Source organism: Sphingopyxis jiangsuensis, from assembly GCF_016734905.1.
GTDB classification, from domain to species: domain Bacteria; phylum Pseudomonadota; class Alphaproteobacteria; order Sphingomonadales; family Sphingomonadaceae; genus Sphingopyxis; species Sphingopyxis jiangsuensis.
Genome location: NZ_JAERPO010000001.1, coordinates 67,629 through 84,611, shown reverse-complemented (window position 1 = coordinate 84,611; position 16,983 = coordinate 67,629). Strand labels below are relative to the sequence as shown.

Sequence of the window (16,983 nt, the reverse complement as noted above, 5' to 3'; positions counted from 1 at the left end):
CGCGCGAGCCATGGATTCCAAGCACAACACGTCAGACGGACAAACGGCGGACCAACCTGCCTCCTACACCTATGCCGGGGCCGGCGTATCGATCGACGCCGGCAATGCGCTGGTCCGTGCCATCGCCCCGCTCGCCCGCGCGACACGGCGGTCCGGCGCCGACGCCGACCTTGGCGGATTCGGCGGCTTTTTCGACCTGAAGGCGGCGGGTTTCAACGACCCGCTGCTCGTCGCCGCAAACGACGGCGTCGGAACCAAGCTCAAGCTCGCAATCGAATCGGGCAAGCATGACGGCGTCGGTGTCGACCTGGTCGCGATGTGCGCGAACGACCTGATCGTGCAGGGCGCCGAGCCGCTCTTCTTCCTCGATTATTATGCGACCGGAAAGCTCGACAATAGGCAAGCGACTGCCGTCGTCGCGAGTATCGCCGAGGGATGCAAGCAGGCGGGCTGCGCGCTGATCGGCGGCGAAACCGCCGAAATGCCGGGCATGTATGCCGAGGGCGACTATGACCTCGCGGGCTTCTGCGTCGGCGCGGTCGAGCGCGACCAGGTACTCACCGCCGACAAGGTCGCCGCGGGCGACGTCATCCTCGGCCTTGCTTCGTCGGGCGTCCATTCGAACGGCTTCTCGCTCGTCCGGCGGCTTGCCGCCGACAAGGGGTGGAAGCTCGACCGTCCGGCGCTGTTCGACCAGACCACCCTGCTGATCGACGCGCTGATGGCACCGACGCGCATCTATGTGAAAAGCCTGCTCCCGCTCGTGAAAACGGGAAAGATCCACGCGCTCGCGCATATCACCGGCGGCGGCCTCCTCGAAAATATCCCGCGCGTACTGCCCAAAACGCTCCACGCCCACATCGACGCCGACGCGTGGGAGCAGCCGCGGCTGATGGCCTTCCTGCAGGCGCAGGGCAATATCGAGCCCGAAGAGATGGCGCGCACCTTCAACTGCGGCATCGGCATGGCGGTGGTCGTCGCCGGGACGGACGTTGACGACGTGACGGCGGCGCTCGAAGCCGCTGGCGAGACCGTCCACCGCATCGGCCATATCGCCGCGGGCGAAAAGGGCTGCACGGTAAAGGGCAGCGCCGAAAGCTGGAGCGCGCGCGCGGGGTGGAGCGCGACGCATAATGGCTAAGGCGCGCGTCGCCGTCCTGATCTCCGGCGCCGGCACCAATATGGCGGCGCTCCTTTACGCCGCGAAGGCAGAAACATGCCCTTATGAGCTGGTCCTCGTCGCGAGCAACGACCCCGCCGCGCCGGGCCTTGCGATTGCGGAGGCCGAGGGTATCGCGACCTGGGCGCAGTCGCACAAGGGGTTGGACCGCGCCGTCTTCGACACGCTGGTCGACGAACAGCTCCGCGCCGCAGGCGCCGAATATGTCGCGCTCGCGGGCTATATGCGTATCCTGTCGGACGATTTCGTCGCGCGCTGGGAGGGACGGATGCTCAACATCCACCCGAGCCTGCTTCCCAGATACAAGGGGCTGAACACCCACGCGCAGGCGATCGAAAACGGTGACAGCCACGGCGGGTGCAGCGTCCATATCGTCACCCCCGCGCTCGACGACGGCCCCGTGCTCGCGCTAACGCCGGTCGCGATCGTTCCCGGCGACACGCCCGAAACGCTCGCCGCGCGCGTCCGATTTGCCGAGCATCAGCTTTATCCCGCCACGCTCGCGGCCTATGTCGCGCGCGAACGCTCGCCCGATTATCTGCGCGCCCGCGTCCGCGAACTCGCGCTCGCGCTGCCCGAAACCGACGAGGTCGTCTCGCATGGAATGCCCTGCTTCGGCATCGTGAAGGGCAAGAAATTCGCCTATTTCACCGAGGATCATCACGGCGACGGCAAGATCGCGCTGCTCGTCAAGATCAGCGGCGCCGACGAGCAGGCGCAGCTTATCGAACTCGACGAGGACCGCTATTACCGCCCCGCCTATTTCGGCGACACGTGGATCGGCATCCGTCTCGACCTCGGCGACACCGACTGGGACGCGGTTGGCGAATGGCTGCGCAAGAGCTGGCTCGCGATTGCGCCAAAGAAGCTGACCGGATTGATTGGAATCGCAGAGGAATTCTGATCGGTGTCGCGACGCTCGGGCGCACGCCAGCCTAGACATGCGTCGCCTTCCCCCTACGATGGGCGGTTCAACAGGGGGAGAGGAACATGATTTTCAGGAAGATTCTGATGGGTCTGTCGGCGGCCGCGACATTGACCGCGACCGCGCCGGCCTATGCAGGGACCGACCCGTTTATCGGCGAGGTCATGCTGACCGCGAACAGCTATTGCCCGCGAAACTGGGCCGAAGCCAACGGCCAGCTGTTGCAGATCGGCCAATATCAGGCGCTATTCGCTCTTCTCGGCACGACCTACGGTGGCGATGGCCGCACGACCTTCGCACTCCCCGATTTGCGTGGCCGGGCGCCCGTCCATTTTGTCGGAGCCTATCCGCGGCCCGGTGTCAAAAGCGGGAATCTGCCAGCCGCCAGCCCCGGTCCCGATGCGCCCAGCGTTCGAACGACCCCGACATTGGCGATGCGATACTGCGTGGCCCTTGTGGGAATTTTCCCGCCGCGCAGCTGAACAGTAAAAGGCCGCCGGGACGTCCCGGCGGCCTCTTTCATTTCCGGTTCGGCAAATATTATCCGACGATTTCTTCGGGCTTGAAGAAATAGGCGATCTCGATCGCCGCATTTTCGTCGCTGTCCGAACCATGGACCGAGTTTGCCTCGATGCCTTCGGCAAAAGTCTTGCGGATCGTGCCTTCGGCAGCGTCGGCAGGGTTCGTCGCGCCCATGATGTCACGGTTGCGCTTCACCGCATCTTCGCCTTCGAGCACCTGCACAACGACCGGACCCGAGGTCATGAATTCACACAGTTCGCCGAAGAAGGGGCGCTCCTTGTGGACCGCGTAAAAGCCTTCGGCCTGCTCCTTGGTCATATGGATGCGCTTCGACGCGACGACGCGCAGGCCGGCGTCTTCCAGCATCTTGGTGACCGCGCCGGTCAGGTTGCGGCGGGTCGCGTCGGGCTTGATAATCGAAAAGGTGCGGGTGACCGCCATGGGAAAGCTCCTGCGTTGATATATTCTGTAATGCGCGCGCCTCTAGCCGCGCTTTTGCTGCGCCGCAAGGAAAGATGAGGACGCCTAAGGGCCCTCGGCCCAGCGCCCGCGCTCGTCCTGTTTCCAGAAATGGATTTCGGTGCCCTCGGTCGCACCGAGTTTACGCCATGTCGCGCGCGCGTCGTCGATGCGGCTGTTGTCGAACAGCAGGAACGTACGCGCAAAGCCCAGCGCTTCGTCGCGCCATTCGCCGTCGGCGAGCGCCAAATGTGTTGCGCCGTTCACAGCGGACGCATCGAGCGTTCCCGCGATCAGGATCGGTTCGATCGCCTCGTCGGGCGTCCCCGCCGCACCGTGCGGCAGGAAGCTTGCGGGCTGCTGTGTCCACAGCGCCGTGTCGATCGCCTGCCGCTGCATCGCCGAGGCGGCCACGACGAGCAACCGCTCGCCGCCCGCGAGAACGCGCGCCGCGATCGCGGGGAGCACATGCTCGACCGGATCGCGGGTCAGGCGGTAGAAATCGACGCGCGGCATGGTCGGTTTACACCGCCCCCGCCTGCGCGGGGGCGGCGACGATAGGCGAGGTTGCCGGTAACGCCATCACCCCTCGAAATTGTCGGCGATAAAGCGGTCGAGCAGGCGCACGCCATAGCCCGTTGCGCCCTTCGCCCACACCGGACCGTCCTTGTCGGACCAAGCCATGCCCGCGATGTCGAGGTGCGCCCACGCCACGCCTTCGCCGACATAGCGCTTCAAAAACTGCGCGGCGGTGATCGACCCGCCCTCGCGCGGGCCGACATTCTTCATGTCGGCGATCGGGCTGTCGATCAGCTTGTCATATGCCGGCGAGAGCGGGAAGCGCCACAGCTTGTTGCCGCTCGCCTCGCCTGCCGCCTGCAACTGGTCGGCCAGTTCGTCGTCGTTCGCGAACATGCCCGCATATTCGTGGCCGAGCGAGATCACCATTGCGCCGGTGAGCGTCGCGAGATCGACGATGACCTTGGGATCATAGCTTTTCTGCACCCAGCTGATCGCGTCGCACAGAACCAGCCGCCCCTCGGCGTCGGTGTTGAGCACCTCGACCGTCTGGCCCGACATGGTGGTGACGATGTCGCCGGGACGCATCGCATTGCCGTCGGGCATGTTCTCGACAAGGCCGACGACACCGACGACATTGGCCTTTGCCTTGCGCCCTGCAATCGCCTTCATCGCGCCCGCGACGGCGCCCGCGCCGCCCATGTCCCACTTCATCATGTCCATGCCGACGGCAGGCTTGATGCTGATGCCGCCGGTGTCGAAGGTCACGCCCTTGCCGACGAAAACCACCGGCGCCTCGCCTTCCTTGCCGCCGTTCCAGCGCATCGCGAGCAGGCGCGGCGGGCGCGTCGAGCCCTGCGCGACGCCGAGCAGCGCGCCCATGCCGAGCGCCTTCATCTGCCGCTCGTCGAGCACTTCGATTTCGACGCCCAGGTCCGACAGATGCTGGCAGCGTTCGACGAAGCTTTCGGGATAGAGGATGTTCGGCGGCTCGGCGACGAGCGTCTGCGTGAGCGCGACGCCATCGGCCACCGCCGAATAGCTGCCCCAACGCGCCGACAGGTCGCCCGCAGGCGAAGCAATCACCAGGTTCGTCAGAGTCGGCTTCGCATTGTCGGGAAGCCGCGTGCGATAACGGTCGAGCCGCCAGTTGCGCAGCCGAGCGCCCATCGCAAATGCGAGCACATCGTCTTCGTCGCAATCGCCGGCGCTTGCAAAGTCGACGTGAGCGGTCGTCACGCCGCTCGTCTGGAGGCGCGCGGTCAGCGCCGCGCCGCCGCGCTCGAGGTCATGGATCGTGCCGTCGCCGATGCCAACGAGCAACAGGCGCCGCGCCTTGCCGCCGTCGATGGCCGCTGTCTCGGCGACCGACCCCGCCGCGCCTTCAAAGCGCGCCTGCGCAGCGGCAGCGCCGAGCAGCGCCTCGAGCGATGCGGCCTCGCCCTTGCGAACGGGGAATGCGACGACGTCGGCAGACGCATCGATTTGCGCGACAAACTGGATGTCCATGCCTTAACTTTCTTATGCGGTGATTGATTGGAACGTGCCGGACCGATAGGGGTTTCGCCTGCGAGTTGCAAAAACAAAGCAGCCGGTCCAAGCCCGGGCGGACGCAAGATAAGGTGTGGGACACAGAAATTAAATGAGCTGGGCATTGTTCCATCAACCCGCGTCGCGACAAGCCTGGCTGGCGACCGCGGGCAGCGTCGCGCTTGTCGCCTGCCCCGCCTTTGCACAGGAAGCGGGTCAGGCGGACCCGCCGACCGCGGCGCCGGACGAACCTGACCTGCGGCCATCTGCAATCGATCCCACCGCCTCCGACGTACCGGCGACCGACAGTCCCGACGAGATCGCATTTGCCGCGGACAATCTGAATTACGACAGCGAATCCGACGTCGTCGTCGCCGAAGGCAATGTCCAGATGAACCGCGACGGCATTTCGATGCGCGCGGGCCGCGTGACGTGGAACCGTGCGACGGGCCAGGTCGTCGCCGAGGACGACGTCGCGATCACCAATCCCGAAGGCGACATCGCCTATGGCGACCGTATCGAACTGACCGACAGCCTGCGCGACGGGGTGGTCGACAATCTGCTCGTCGTGCTTGAAAATGGCGCACGGCTCGCGGCGGTGCGCGGCACGCGCTTCGACAATGGCAATATCGAACTCGAAAACGCCGCCTACACGCCTTGCCCCGTCGAGGACGCGGCCGGCTGCGCCAAAGACCCGAGCTGGCAGATTCGGGCTGTGCGCGTCACCTATGACCGCGCGAAGAACAAGGTGCGCTACAAGGGCGCGCGCGTCGAAATCTTCGGCCTGCCGCTCATTCCCCTCCCCGGCCTTTCGCATCCCGCGAACCAGGAAGCGGGCAGCGGCCTCCTCGTTCCCGAAGTGCGCCTCGACCGCACCAACGGTTTCGAGATTGCCGTTCCCTATTACCTGCGGCTGGCGCCCGATCGCGACCTCACGATCACGCCGCATATCTACACCAGCGCCGCACCGATGATCGAAGGCGAGTTTCGCGCGCTCACCGACATCGGTTCGTTCCGTATCAACGGCTATGCGACGCACAGCTCGGTCGTCCCCGTGTCGGGGCCGGTGATCGACCGCAACCGCCAGTTCCGTGGCTATCTGGAAAGCGCCGGCAAGTTCCAGTTCTCGCCGCGGTGGAGCTTCACCTATTCGGGACGTATTGCAACCGACCGCACCTTCATGCGCCGCTATGACATCAGCCGCGACGACCGGCTGCGCTCGACCTTCGAGCTCGAGCGCATCGGCGGGCAAAGCTATCTGTCGATCGCGGGCTGGGCGACGCAGACGCTGCGCGTGAACGACGAACAGGGCCAACAGCCGATTGCGCTGCCGATCATCGACTATCGCCAGCGGCTTGCCGACCCTCTGCTCGGCGGTCAGATCGAATTCCAGCTCAACACGCTGGCGATCGGACGGACGGCGGGACAGGATACGCAGCGTGCATTTGCGGGCGCGCGCTGGGATCTGCGCCGGCTGACCGGCCTCGGGCAGGAAGTGACGCTGACTGCGCTCGTGCGCGGCGACGTCTATCACAGCGACGAGAATCTTCTCACCGCCATTCCCGGCTATCGCGGCGAATCGGGATGGCAGGGGCGCGGAATCGCTGCGGTCGCCGCGGACATGCGCTGGCCGTTCATCGGCGAACTGTTCGGCGGGACGCAGACGCTAACCCCGCGCGTCCAGATCGTCGCGACCCCCTCGATCAAGAATCTCGACATTCCGAACGAGGATTCGCGCGCTTTCGATCTCGAGGACAGCAATCTCTTCGCGATCAACCGCTTTTCGGGCTACGACCGGTTCGAGGACGGCGCGCGCATCACCTATGGCGTCGAATGGAACTTCAGCCGCCCCGGCTTCAACGTCAACAGCGTCGTCGGGCAAAGCTACCGCCTGTCGGACAAGCCCAGCCTGTTTCCCGACGGCACCGGACTGACCGACCGCACTTCGGACATCGTCGGGCGCACCACGGTTTCCTACCGCAACTTCCTGCGCCTCACGCACCGCTTCCGGCTCGACAAGGACAGTCTGGCGGTCCGCCGCAACGAATTTGACGCAACGATCGGGGGTCGGTCGACCTATGCCGTGCTGGGATATTCGCGGCTCAACCGCGACATTCTGTTGCTCGGCGAAGATTTGCAGGATCGCGAGGAAATTCGCGCAGGCGGGCGCGTCGCGGTTGCGCGCAACTGGTCGATTTTCGGTTCGGCGATCGTCGACCTGACCAGCCGCAACGACGATCCGCTCAGCATGGCTGACGGTTTCGAACCGATCCGTCACCGGCTCGGCATCGCCTATGACGATGATTGCCTTTCGATCGCTTTGACCTGGCGGCGCGACTATATCGACACGGGCGACGCGCGGCGCGGCAACAGCTTTTCCTTCCGCATCGCCTTCCGCAACCTTGGCTTCTGATACCCTCTCGCTCAGCCTGTGTTCAGCGAAGGGGGGCTATTCGCGGCCCAAAGGGGTCCGTTGGCGGATTGCGCTGGACCATCGGGCATTTCCGCTGATACGGAGCGTCCCAGCATTTCTCGAATAGGGTGAAAATGACCAAGATTTCGACCATGATTGGCCTGATCGCCGTGGCGGCCGTGGGCGTATCGCCCGTGCTGGCGCAGACCGTTGCCGGCAGTGACGACGTCCCGACGACCAGCCTCAACATCCCCGGCAATGTCCAGATCTTTGGCGACGGCAAGCCCAATGTCTATCGCCCGTCGGCGACGGTGAACGGCGAGATCATCACCGCGACCGACATCGAACAGCGCATGGCGCTGATCCGCATTGCGAACAACAATCTTGAACTTCCCCCCGAAGAGATCGAGCGGCTGCGCCAGCAGGTGTTCAGCAACCTCATCGACGAAAAGCTGCAGATCCAGGAGGCACGCGCCGCCGACATCACGATCGACGAGAATCTGATCAACCAGCAGTTCGAGCGGCTCGCGACGCGTTTTCGCCAGACGCCCGAACAATTCACCGAATATCTGGCATCGAAAGGATCGTCGGCTGCCGCTGTGAAGCAGCAGATCCGCGGCGAATTCGCATGGGACCGCCTGTTGTCGCGCAACATCCAGTCGACCACCAATGTTTCGACCGAAGAGGTCGAACTCGTGATGAAGCAGATGAACGACGCCAAGGGGCAGGATGAATTCCACCTCGGCGAGATTTACCTCTCCGCAACGCCGGAAAATGCGGCAGCGGTCGTCGAAAATGCCCGCAAGATCATCGAGGCGCTTCAGGCAGGCGGCAGCTTTCCCGCCTATGCGCGCCAGTTTTCCGAAGCCTCGACGGCGGTCGTCGGCGGCGATCTCGGCTGGGTGCGCGCGGCGCAGCTTCCGGCGACGATGGCTGAAGCCGCAATGTCGATGCAGCCGGGCCAGCTTGTCGGGCCGATCGAGGTGCCGGGCGGCGTGTCGATCATGATGATGGTCGACCGGCGCCAGGTGCTTACCGCCGATCCGCGCGATGCGCTGCTCAGCCTCAAGCAGCTTTCGCTCGAATTTCCCGCTGGCACGACGCAGGAGCGCGCGACCGAACTCGCGGCGCAATTTGCTACGGCAACGCGGACGATCGCGGGTTGCGGCGCCGCGGACGCGGTTGCCGAACGGCTCGGCGCCAGCGTTGTTTCGCGCGACAATATCGCGATGCGCCAGTTGCCGCCGCCGCTGCAGGCGACGTTGGCGACGCTGCAGGTCGGACAGACGACCCAGCCCTTCGGCTCGGCCAACGACGGCATCAGCGTGCTCGTCCTGTGCGGTCGCGACCTGCCGCCATCGGCAAACGCTCCCGATGCCGACCAGATCGAGCAGCGTCTTCTCGACGAAAAGGTCAACAAGCGCGCCCAACGCTACCTCCGCGACCTCCGCCGGGATGCCGTCATCGAATATAGCTGATGTCGGGTCTGTCCCCACGCCGCCCACTTGCGGTTACTATGGGCGACCCGGCGGGCGTCGGCCCCGAAGTCGCAGCCCATGCCTGGGCGCTGCGGCGCGAGCATGATCTTCCGCCCTTCGTCGCGATCGGCGATGCCGCTGCAATCGAATCGCAGTGGGAAGGACCGGTCCGACGGGTGAGCGATATGGACGGCGTCGCGGAGATTTTCCACAATGCGCTGCCCGTCCTCCATCTCGAAGAGAGCGGCCCGCTTACACTCGGTCAACCGACGCCGGCGGGCGCGACCTGCGCGCTCCACGCGCTCGAGACGGGGATCGGCCTTACGCGCACACAGGCGACATCGGCGCTGGTGACCGGGCCGGTGTCGAAGCACGCGCTGCACGGCATTGGCTACACCCACCCCGGCCAGACCGAGTTCATTGCCGAACGCTGCGGCGTCACCGCGACCAACGCGGTCATGATGCTTGCAGCCCCCGGTCTTCGGGTCGTCCCGCTCACCGTCCACATCCCGCTCGCCGCGGTGCCCGAGCAACTGACGGCCGAGATCATCGTCGCCAAGGCGCGGATCGTCGCGCGCGGACTGCGCCGCGATTTCGGGATCGCCTCGCCGCGCCTCGCGATTGCCGGCCTCAATCCCCATGCAGGCGAAAACGGCCAGCTGGGCAGCGAGGAGGCCGAGATTATGGCACCCGCCATCGCCCAGATCGCGGCAGAGGGCATCATCATCGACGGCCCGCTCGCCGCCGACAGCCTGTTCGCGCCCGACGTGCGCAAACATTATGACGCGCTGCTGTGCGGCTATCACGATCAGGCGCTCGCGCCGTTCAAGGCACTCCATTTCCACGACGGGGTCAATCTGACGCTCGGCCTGCCGATTATCCGCACCTCGCCCGATCACGGCACCGCGTTCAACATTGCGGGAAGCGGCCGCGCCGATCCCGGGCCGACGATTGCTGCGATTCAGCTTGCTGGCAAACTCGCGACCAATCGCGAGCACAGCGTCGCGCCCGCCAAGTGACGCGCGACCTTCCGCCGCTGCGCGAAACGGTCAAGGCGCACGGGCTGTCGGCAAGCAAGGCGCTCGGCCAGAATTTCCTCTTCGACGAACAATTGCTCGACCGCATAGCCGCGATCCCCGGCGATCTTGACGGCGCGACGGTGTTCGAGGTTGGCCCCGGTCCCGGCGGCCTCACCCGCGCGCTGCTCCGCGCCGGGGCGCGCGTGATCGCGGTCGAACGCGACGACCGCTGCCTGCCCCTCCTCGCCGAACTGTCGCAAGCGTTCGACGGGCGGCTCACGATTGTCGCCGACGATGCGATGGCGGTCGACGTCGATGCGCTCACCGGCGGCGCGCCCTATCACATCGTCGCCAACCTCCCCTACAACGTCGGCACCGCGCTGTTCACGCGCTGGCTCGAGCCCAGGGCATGGCCGCCGCAATGGCGCTCGCTGACGCTGATGTTCCAGCTCGAGGTCGCCGAGCGCATCGTCGCGCCCGTGGGGAGCAACGCCTATGGTCGGCTCAGCGTGCTCGCGCAGTGGCGGTCGAGCGCGCGCATCGCGATGAAAGTCCACCGCTCGGCCTTTACCCCGCCGCCCAAGGTGATGTCGGCGATCGTCCAGATCCTGCCGACGGCGCAGCCCGAGGGCGTCGATCCCGCGCTGCTGTCACGCCTCACCGAAAAGGGCTTCGGCCAGCGGCGCAAGATGCTGCGCCAAAGCCTGAAATCGGTCGAGGGAGCGGTCGCCGCGCTCGAAGCGCTCGGCATCGACCCGACGCGCCGCGCCGAGACGGTCAGCGTCGGCGAATGGGTGGAGCTGGCGCGCGCTCTGGCGCGTTAATTCTTCTGGGCTGAACTCACGACGACCTTGGGCGCAATGGCCTCGGCCGCCACGACGCGCTTTTCGGCGCTGGCGTTGATGCTGCGTTCGAGCGCAGCGACCTGCGGGCATTTTTGCGCGCAAAGGCGCTGCGCCGTCGCCAGCTTCTCGCGCGCGAGCTCAAGCGCGCCTTTGTCGGCGAGCGCTTCGCCCTGCCCGGTCAACGCGATAATGTCATTGGGTTCGAGCAACAGGGCCTCGCGATAGAGGCCGATCGCCTTGCCGGGAAGCCCCTGCGCGCGCGCCACCTGCGCGAGCGCGATAATCGCGGACCGGTTGCGCGGGTCCGCGGCAAGCGCCGACTCATAATAGTCGACAGCGAGGTTGAGATCGCCCGCCTCCTGCGCCTTTTGCCCTTCGGCCTGGAGCGCGATCGATTGCGGCAGGATGTCATTGTCTGCGCGTTGGGCATCGGAGGCGACGGGCATGCTGGCAAGGACAAGGCCGGCTCCGAGGGCCAGAAAACTGACGCGCATGGCATTCTCCCATCGTTTCATTCGTGACGAGCCTAACATGGCGCCGTCAACCGTGCGAGAAAAAATCCGTCGCATGCGTCATGCCCGGGAGTCAGCAGGAATCCTGCGCCTGCCGGGCGCCCGATGCCGCCCGGGAGCAGGTCGGCGTCGGCGCTCCAACCGCGATTGCGCTGCAGAAATTGGTCCACCTGATCCCGCCCCTCTCGCGCGATGATCGAGCAGACAGCATAGAGCAGCTTGCCCCCCGGCGCCACCAATGCGGCACCGATGTCCATCAGCCGCGCCTGGTCGGCGATATGCCGATCGAGCCGCGCGGGTGAGAGCCGCCAGCGCAATTCGGGGCTGCGCCGCCATGTCCCGCTCCCCGAACAGGGCGCATCGACAAAGACCCGCGATGCGCGCGCCTGCCAGTCGGCGAACATCGCCGCCTCCTTGCCGGGATCGAGCAGCCGCGTCTCGATCCGCGTCGCCCCGGCGCGCTCGGCGCGCGGCGCGAGCTGCTGGAGCCGCGCGCGATTGGTGTCGCATGCCAGGATTTCGGCGTCGTTCGCGGTCAGCGAGGCGATGGCAAGCGTCTTCCCGCCGCCGCCCGCGCACAGGTCGACAATCGCCTCGCCCGCCGCGGCGCCAAGCGCTGCCGACGCATATTGGCTCGCGGCATCCTGCACCTCGAACAGCCCTTCGGCGTAGGCCGGGTGCTGCGCTGCGGCGGTTTCGGGTAGCAACCGCCAACCGTCGGCCAACCCTTCGATCGCGGCGCCCTCGGGAAAGTGCGCGGCGAGCGCGTCACGCGAACCCTTGATCCGGTTGGCGCGCAGGTCGAGCGGCGCGCGCGCCAGCATTGCCGCCTGCTCGTCTTCACCCGCAAGCGGGTCGAACAGACCCGCCAGCGCCGGCGGCGCCAGCCCCGTTTCCGCGCGCTCCTCGTCGGGGCGGATCGGCGCAGGCCCATAGGGCGACCCGTCGAAAAGCGCCGCGAGCGGAGGATCGCCGTCGGCAAGCGCGAGCATCGCGGCGCGACCCGATGGCGGGGCCGACCGCACGGCACGGATCGCGTCATAGACATGCGCGCGGATCGCGCGGCGGTCCTTCGACCCGGCATAGCGGCGCGCGCGCATGGCCTCCGCGAAAATCGCATCGGCCGGCGCCCCGCCCTCGCGCGCGGCGACGGCAATGGCGTCGAGGATTTCGATGGCCGTCTGGACGCGCGCGGCGGGGGTCATGGCATCCTTCCTACTCCGTCATTGCGAGGAGCGCAGCGACGACGCAATCTCCAGCTATCGAGGCTGCACGATGGCCAGCGGGAGATTGCTTCGCTGCGCTCGCAATGACGACCGTCGATTGCGTATCCAGCGTCGCTCAACCCGCCGGATAATTCGGCGCCTCGCGCGTGATCGCAACATCGTGGACATGGCTTTCGCGCAGTCCGGCGTTGGTGATGCGCACGAATTTCGCCCGCTCGCGAAAATCGGCGAGTGTGCGGCTGCCGGTATAGCCCATCGCCGCCTTCACCCCGCCGACGAGCTGGTGGATCACATCCTTTGCAGCACCCTTGAACGGCACCTGCCCCTCGATCCCTTCGGGGACGAGCTTCATCTGGTCCTTGATGTCCTGCTGGAAATAGCGGTCGGCCGACCCCCGCGCCATCGCGCCGACGCTGCCCATGCCGCGATAGCTTTTATAGGTGCGCCCCTGGAACAGGAAGGTTTCGCCCGGCGCCTCGGCGGTGCCCGCGAGCAGCGAGCCGACCATCACGCTCGACGCGCCAGCCGCCAGCGCCTTGGCAATATCGCCCGAAGTGCGCAGCCCGCCGTCGGCAACGACCGGAACGCCCTGTTTCGCCGCGACATCGACGCTGTCGAGGATTGCGGTAAGCTGCGGCACGCCGACGCCCGCGACGACCCGCGTGGTGCAGATCGACCCCGGCCCGATACCGACCTTGATGCCGTCGGCACCGCGGTCGATCAGCGCGCGCGTCGCATCGCCCGTCGCCACATTGCCCGCCATCACCTGCACGCGGTTCGACAATTTCTTGATCCGCTCGACGGTCTCGCCGACCATCTTGCTGTGGCCGTGCGCGGTATCGACGACAATCAGGTCGCACTCGGCGTCGAGCAGCGCCTCGGCGCGTTCGATGCCCGTGTCGCCCGTGTTCGTCGCCGCCGCGACGCGCAGGCGCGCGCTCGCATCCTTGGTCGCGTCGGGGAAATTGACCGCCTTTTCCATGTCCTTGACGGTGATAAGGCCGATACAATGATAATCGTCGTCGACGACGAGCAGCTTCTCGATGCGCCGCTGGTGAAGCAGCTTGCGCGCCTCGTCCTGTCCGACGCCCGGGCGTACCGTCGCCAGATTGTCGGCGGTCATCAACTCGCGCACCGGCTGGCCCGGATTGTCGGCAAAGCGGACGTCGCGGTGGGTCAATATGCCGACCAGCTTGCCGCCCGGTTCGACGACCGGGATGCCCGAAATCTTGTGTTGGTCCATCAGCGCGGTTGCATAGGACAGCGGCGCGTCGGGTGTAATCGTGATCGGGTTTACGATCATCCCGCTTTCAAAGCGCTTCACCTGCCGCACCGCCGCCGCCTGCTCCTCGACCGTCATGTTGCGGTGGAGCACGCCGAGGCCGCCGATCTGCGCCATCAGGATCGCCATGTCGGCCTCGGTCACCGTGTCCATTGCCGACGACAGGATCGGGATATTCAGGCTGATCTCGCTCGTCAGCCGGGTGGACAGGTTGGCGTCCGACGGCAGCATGTCCGACGGGCCGGGCACCAGCAACACGTCGTCGAATGTCAGACCGGTCGAGATTTCCATAGGGGCCACTTTCTGGTGCGGGCGGCGCCTGTCCCGGATGCGGCGGAACGGCACACGCGATTCGTTCGGTGGCGGCCCATGTAACCAGTCGCGGCCATGCGCGCCAGTGGGGCATGATTCTTTATTTTACGCGCTGCCTGGGCAGGAGTACGACCTTGCGTCGCAGCTCGGATGTAACCGGTTGCATAGTTCAGCGGCGGCGGTTACATCGTCGTCATAACAATTGTCCGGGAAGAGGATTTTCCATGAACGAGCCCCATCAGGCATCGGCGCCCGCAACGGGCCGCTCGACCGCCGTCGCGGCTTTTGCCGCTGTTACCGTGCTCTTCTTTGCCTGGGGCTTCATCACCTCGTTGATCGACCCGCTGGTCGCCGCGGTCAAAGGCATTTTCACGCTCAGCGATGCCGAGGCGCAGCTGTCGGCATCGGCCTTTTTCATCGCCTATGGCCTGATGTCCTTTCCCGCAGCGGCGCTGATCGCGCGTTTTCATTCGGTCCCGTCGATCCTCACCGCGCTGGTAACGATGGTCGCGGGCTGCCTCGTCATGCTCGCGGCGGCCAATCTTGCGGTCTATCCGCTCGTCCTCGCGGGGCTCTTCATGCTCGCGAGCGGCATCACCATCCTCCAGGTCGCCGCCAACCCGCTCGCCGCGGCGCTCGGCGATCCCGCGCGCAGCCATTTCCGCCTGACCTTCAGCCAGACTTTCAATTCGTTCGGCACCTTCCTCGGCCCGCTGATCGGCGCGCACCTCTTCCTCGAAGGGGTCGAGGTCAAGGACGGCGTCGCGATCAGCGACGCGGTGCGCGACCAGGCGCTTGCGGGCATCGATTCGGCCTATTTCTGGATCTGCGGCCTCATCATCGCGCTCATCCTTTTCTTCTGGGTTGCCCGTCGGATCGTCAACGAAGCCGTGCCCCCTGCCCCCGTGGCCGCGCGCGCCGGCATGGGCGAACTGATCCGCGAGGCGCTGTCGTCGCGTTGGGCGCTGCTCGGCGCGCTCGCCATCTTCCTTTATGTCGGCGCCGAGGTCGCGATCGGCACGCAGATGGCGCTGTTCCTCAACAGCGATACAGTCTGGGGCCAGTCCGATGCAGCTTTCGGCGTGCCGCTGCTCGGCTTTGCGATGGGCAGCGACGGCGTCGCGGGCGTGTCGCTGCAGGAAGCGGGCAAGGCCGTCGCCTTTTACTGGGGCGGCGCGATGGTCGGTCGCGCGATCGGGTCGGTGCTGCTCGCGCGCGTCTCGGCCGCGAAACTTCTCGTCGTCTTCACCGCCGCGGCCGTCCTGATGTGCCTCTATGTCGTGCTCGTCGGCGGTGTCGGCGCGGGCTTCGTCGCGCTGGGCATCGGCCTGTTCAACTCGATCATGTTCCCCGTGATCTTCACCCTCACGCTCGAACGCTCGACCGCTCGCGCCGAGGCGACGTCAGGGCTGCTCTGCACCGCGATCGTCGGCGGCGCGGCCATCCCCTTCCTCGTCGGCAATCTCTCCGACGCGCTCGGCTATGCGACGGCCTTCATCCTCCCGGCCCTCTGCTATGCGGTGCTGTGCGGATTCGCCCTCGCGGCGGGCCGCGCGCGCGTGCAGGGTGCGGCGGCCGCGATCACGGTCCATTGACCGCGAGCCGCCGGGCGGCGTGAGAGGGGGAAGCTGAAATGGCCGGACTGTCGATCCGCGATGCGCGCAAGAGCTTCGGCGACACCGAAGTCCTGAAGGGCGTCTCCATCGACGTCGCCGACGGCGAGTTTGCGGTGATCGTCGGCCCTTCGGGCTGCGGCAAATCGACGCTGCTGCGCGCCGTTGCTGGGCTCGAGGACATCGACGGAGGCAGCATCTCCATCGGCGAGCGCGACGTCACCGCCCTCGCCCCGTCCGAACGCGGGATCGCGATGGTCTTCCAATCCTATGCGCTCTACCCGCACCTCACCGTGCGCGAAAATATGGCGTTCGCGCTCCGCATCGCAAAGACCGACAAGCGCGCGATCGACGAAGCGGTGCGCCGCGCCGCCGCGATCCTCAACATCGAAGAATTGCTCGACCGCAAGCCCGCCGCGCTTTCGGGCGGACAGCGCCAGCGCGTTGCCATCGGCCGCGCCATCGTCCGCGCACCGCAACTCTTCCTGTTCGACGAGCCGCTGTCGAACCTCGACGCCGACCTGCGCGTGCGGATGCGATACGAGTTCGCCGAGTTGCACCGCGCGCTCGGTACGACGACGCTCTATGTCACGCACGACCAGGTCGAGGCGATGACGCTCGCCGACCGCATCATCGTGCTGCGCGACGGCCGGATCGAGCAGGTCGGCCCGCCGCGCCAGCTTTACGAGCGGCCTGCCAATCTCTTCGTCGCGCAATTCCTTGGTTCGCCGCGGATGAACATCCTCGCCGCCACCGCGACCGGCGACGGCGCGGCGACGCTCGCCGACGGCCAGCGCATCGCGCTCCCCACGCTCGCCGCACCGCCTGCTGCCGGAACGCCGCTCTCGGTCGGCATCCGGCCCGAGGACATCGACGTTGGCGAGGCGCCCGACGCGCTCGCTTTCACCATCGCATTCGTCGAGCGCCTCGGCGGCCTCGCTACCGTCCATCTGCGCCGCGACGGGCTCGAACCGCTCGCATGCCAGCTCCGCGACGACGGCAATCTCGCCGAAGGTCAGGCCCTCATGGCCCGGCTTCCCGCCGACCGCCTCCACCTCTTTGATGTGCAAGGCAATTCCTGTGTGCGAGGGCGCGCGGAATGACCTTGCCACACCCCCCTGTAACCGGTTACCATGAGCGACTTTTCG

15 protein-coding genes are annotated in these 16,983 nt (G+C 66.3%); 9 read left to right on the top strand and 6 right to left on the bottom strand.

The window, feature by feature from the left end; translation table 11 throughout:
• Nucleotides 1–10: 10 nt before the first annotated feature.
• The 3 genes from purM (at nt 11) to JI743_RS00375 (ending at nt 2,587) form a co-directional block, all read left to right on the top strand.
• Nucleotides 11–1,141 carry a phosphoribosylformylglycinamidine cyclo-ligase gene (gene purM, locus JI743_RS00385; RefSeq protein ID WP_201924847.1) on the top strand — a complete coding sequence of 377 codons (1,131 nt, stop codon included), beginning with the start codon at nt 11–13 and terminating at the stop codon, nt 1,139–1,141.
• Nucleotides 1,134–2,084 (top strand): phosphoribosylglycinamide formyltransferase, encoded by a 951-nt coding sequence (gene purN / locus JI743_RS00380; protein ID WP_201924846.1) that lies wholly within the window; start codon nt 1,134–1,136, stop codon nt 2,082–2,084. The genes purM and purN overlap by 8 nt, the downstream gene beginning before the upstream one ends.
• Nucleotides 2,085–2,170: 86 nt before the next feature.
• Entirely contained in the window at nt 2,171–2,587 is a 417-nt protein-coding gene (locus JI743_RS00375; protein WP_201924845.1) for a phage tail protein, read from the top strand.
• 58 nt (nt 2,588–2,645) lie between these two features.
• On the opposite strand, the gene ndk is transcribed toward JI743_RS00375, so the two are convergent.
• The 3 genes from ndk to JI743_RS00360 all read right to left on the bottom strand — a co-directional run bounded on the left by ndk (nt 2,646) and on the right by JI743_RS00360 (nt 5,114).
• Nucleotides 2,646–3,068, bottom strand: a complete 423-nt coding sequence (gene ndk, locus JI743_RS00370; RefSeq protein WP_201924844.1) for a nucleoside-diphosphate kinase — start codon at nt 3,066–3,068, stop codon at nt 2,646–2,648.
• An 84-nt stretch (nt 3,069–3,152) separates the two neighbouring features.
• Entirely contained in the window at nt 3,153–3,602 is a 450-nt protein-coding gene (locus JI743_RS00365; protein WP_201924843.1) for a DNA polymerase III subunit chi, read from the bottom strand.
• Nucleotides 3,603–3,668: 66 nt separating this feature from the next.
• On the bottom strand, nt 3,669–5,114 hold the full coding sequence (locus JI743_RS00360; RefSeq protein ID WP_201924842.1) for a leucyl aminopeptidase: 1,446 nt from the start codon (nt 5,112–5,114) through the stop codon (nt 3,669–3,671).
• 133 nt (nt 5,115–5,247) lie between these two features.
• On the opposite strand from JI743_RS00360, the gene JI743_RS00355 reads away from it, so the two are divergent.
• From JI743_RS00355 to rsmA, 4 genes are all read left to right on the top strand, one after another.
• The gene (locus JI743_RS00355) at nt 5,248–7,548 is read left to right on the top strand and encodes an LPS-assembly protein LptD (protein ID WP_201924841.1); all 2,301 of its coding nucleotides are present in this window, start codon (nt 5,248–5,250) and stop codon (nt 7,546–7,548) included.
• Between the two features lie 134 nt (nt 7,549–7,682).
• The gene (locus JI743_RS00350) at nt 7,683–9,026 is read left to right on the top strand and encodes a peptidylprolyl isomerase (protein ID WP_201924840.1); all 1,344 of its coding nucleotides are present in this window, start codon (nt 7,683–7,685) and stop codon (nt 9,024–9,026) included.
• On the top strand, nt 9,026–10,045 hold the full coding sequence (pdxA, locus tag JI743_RS00345) for a 4-hydroxythreonine-4-phosphate dehydrogenase PdxA (protein ID WP_201924839.1): 1,020 nt from the start codon (nt 9,026–9,028) through the stop codon (nt 10,043–10,045). The genes JI743_RS00350 and pdxA overlap by 1 nt, the downstream gene beginning before the upstream one ends.
• A complete protein-coding gene (gene rsmA / locus JI743_RS00340; protein WP_201924838.1) occupies nt 10,042–10,869 on the top strand; it encodes a 16S rRNA (adenine(1518)-N(6)/adenine(1519)-N(6))-dimethyltransferase RsmA in 828 nt (275 codons plus the stop codon). The genes pdxA and rsmA overlap by 4 nt, the downstream gene beginning before the upstream one ends.
• On the opposite strand, the gene JI743_RS00335 is transcribed toward rsmA, so the two are convergent.
• The 3 genes from JI743_RS00335 to guaB all read right to left on the bottom strand — a co-directional run bounded on the left by JI743_RS00335 (nt 10,866) and on the right by guaB (nt 14,201).
• Nucleotides 10,866–11,384 (bottom strand): tetratricopeptide repeat protein, encoded by a 519-nt coding sequence (locus JI743_RS00335; RefSeq protein ID WP_201924837.1) that lies wholly within the window; start codon nt 11,382–11,384, stop codon nt 10,866–10,868. The genes rsmA and JI743_RS00335 overlap by 4 nt on opposite strands.
• A gap of 32 nt (nt 11,385–11,416) precedes the next feature.
• Nucleotides 11,417–12,607, bottom strand: coding sequence for an RsmB/NOP family class I SAM-dependent RNA methyltransferase (locus tag JI743_RS00330; RefSeq protein WP_201924836.1), 1,191 nt, complete (start codon nt 12,605–12,607; stop codon nt 11,417–11,419).
• Between the two features lie 136 nt (nt 12,608–12,743).
• Entirely contained in the window at nt 12,744–14,201 is a 1,458-nt protein-coding gene (gene guaB, locus JI743_RS00325) for an IMP dehydrogenase (protein WP_201924835.1), read from the bottom strand.
• Between the two features lie 245 nt (nt 14,202–14,446).
• Between guaB and JI743_RS00320 the strand changes: the two genes are divergently transcribed.
• Entirely contained in the window at nt 14,447–15,817 is a 1,371-nt protein-coding gene (locus JI743_RS00320) for an MFS transporter (protein ID WP_201924834.1), read from the top strand.
• A 38-nt stretch (nt 15,818–15,855) separates the two neighbouring features.
• Nucleotides 15,856–16,938 carry an ABC transporter ATP-binding protein gene (locus JI743_RS00315; RefSeq protein ID WP_201924833.1) on the top strand — a complete coding sequence of 361 codons (1,083 nt, stop codon included), beginning with the start codon at nt 15,856–15,858 and terminating at the stop codon, nt 16,936–16,938.
• Nucleotides 16,939–16,983: the final 45 nt, after the last annotated feature.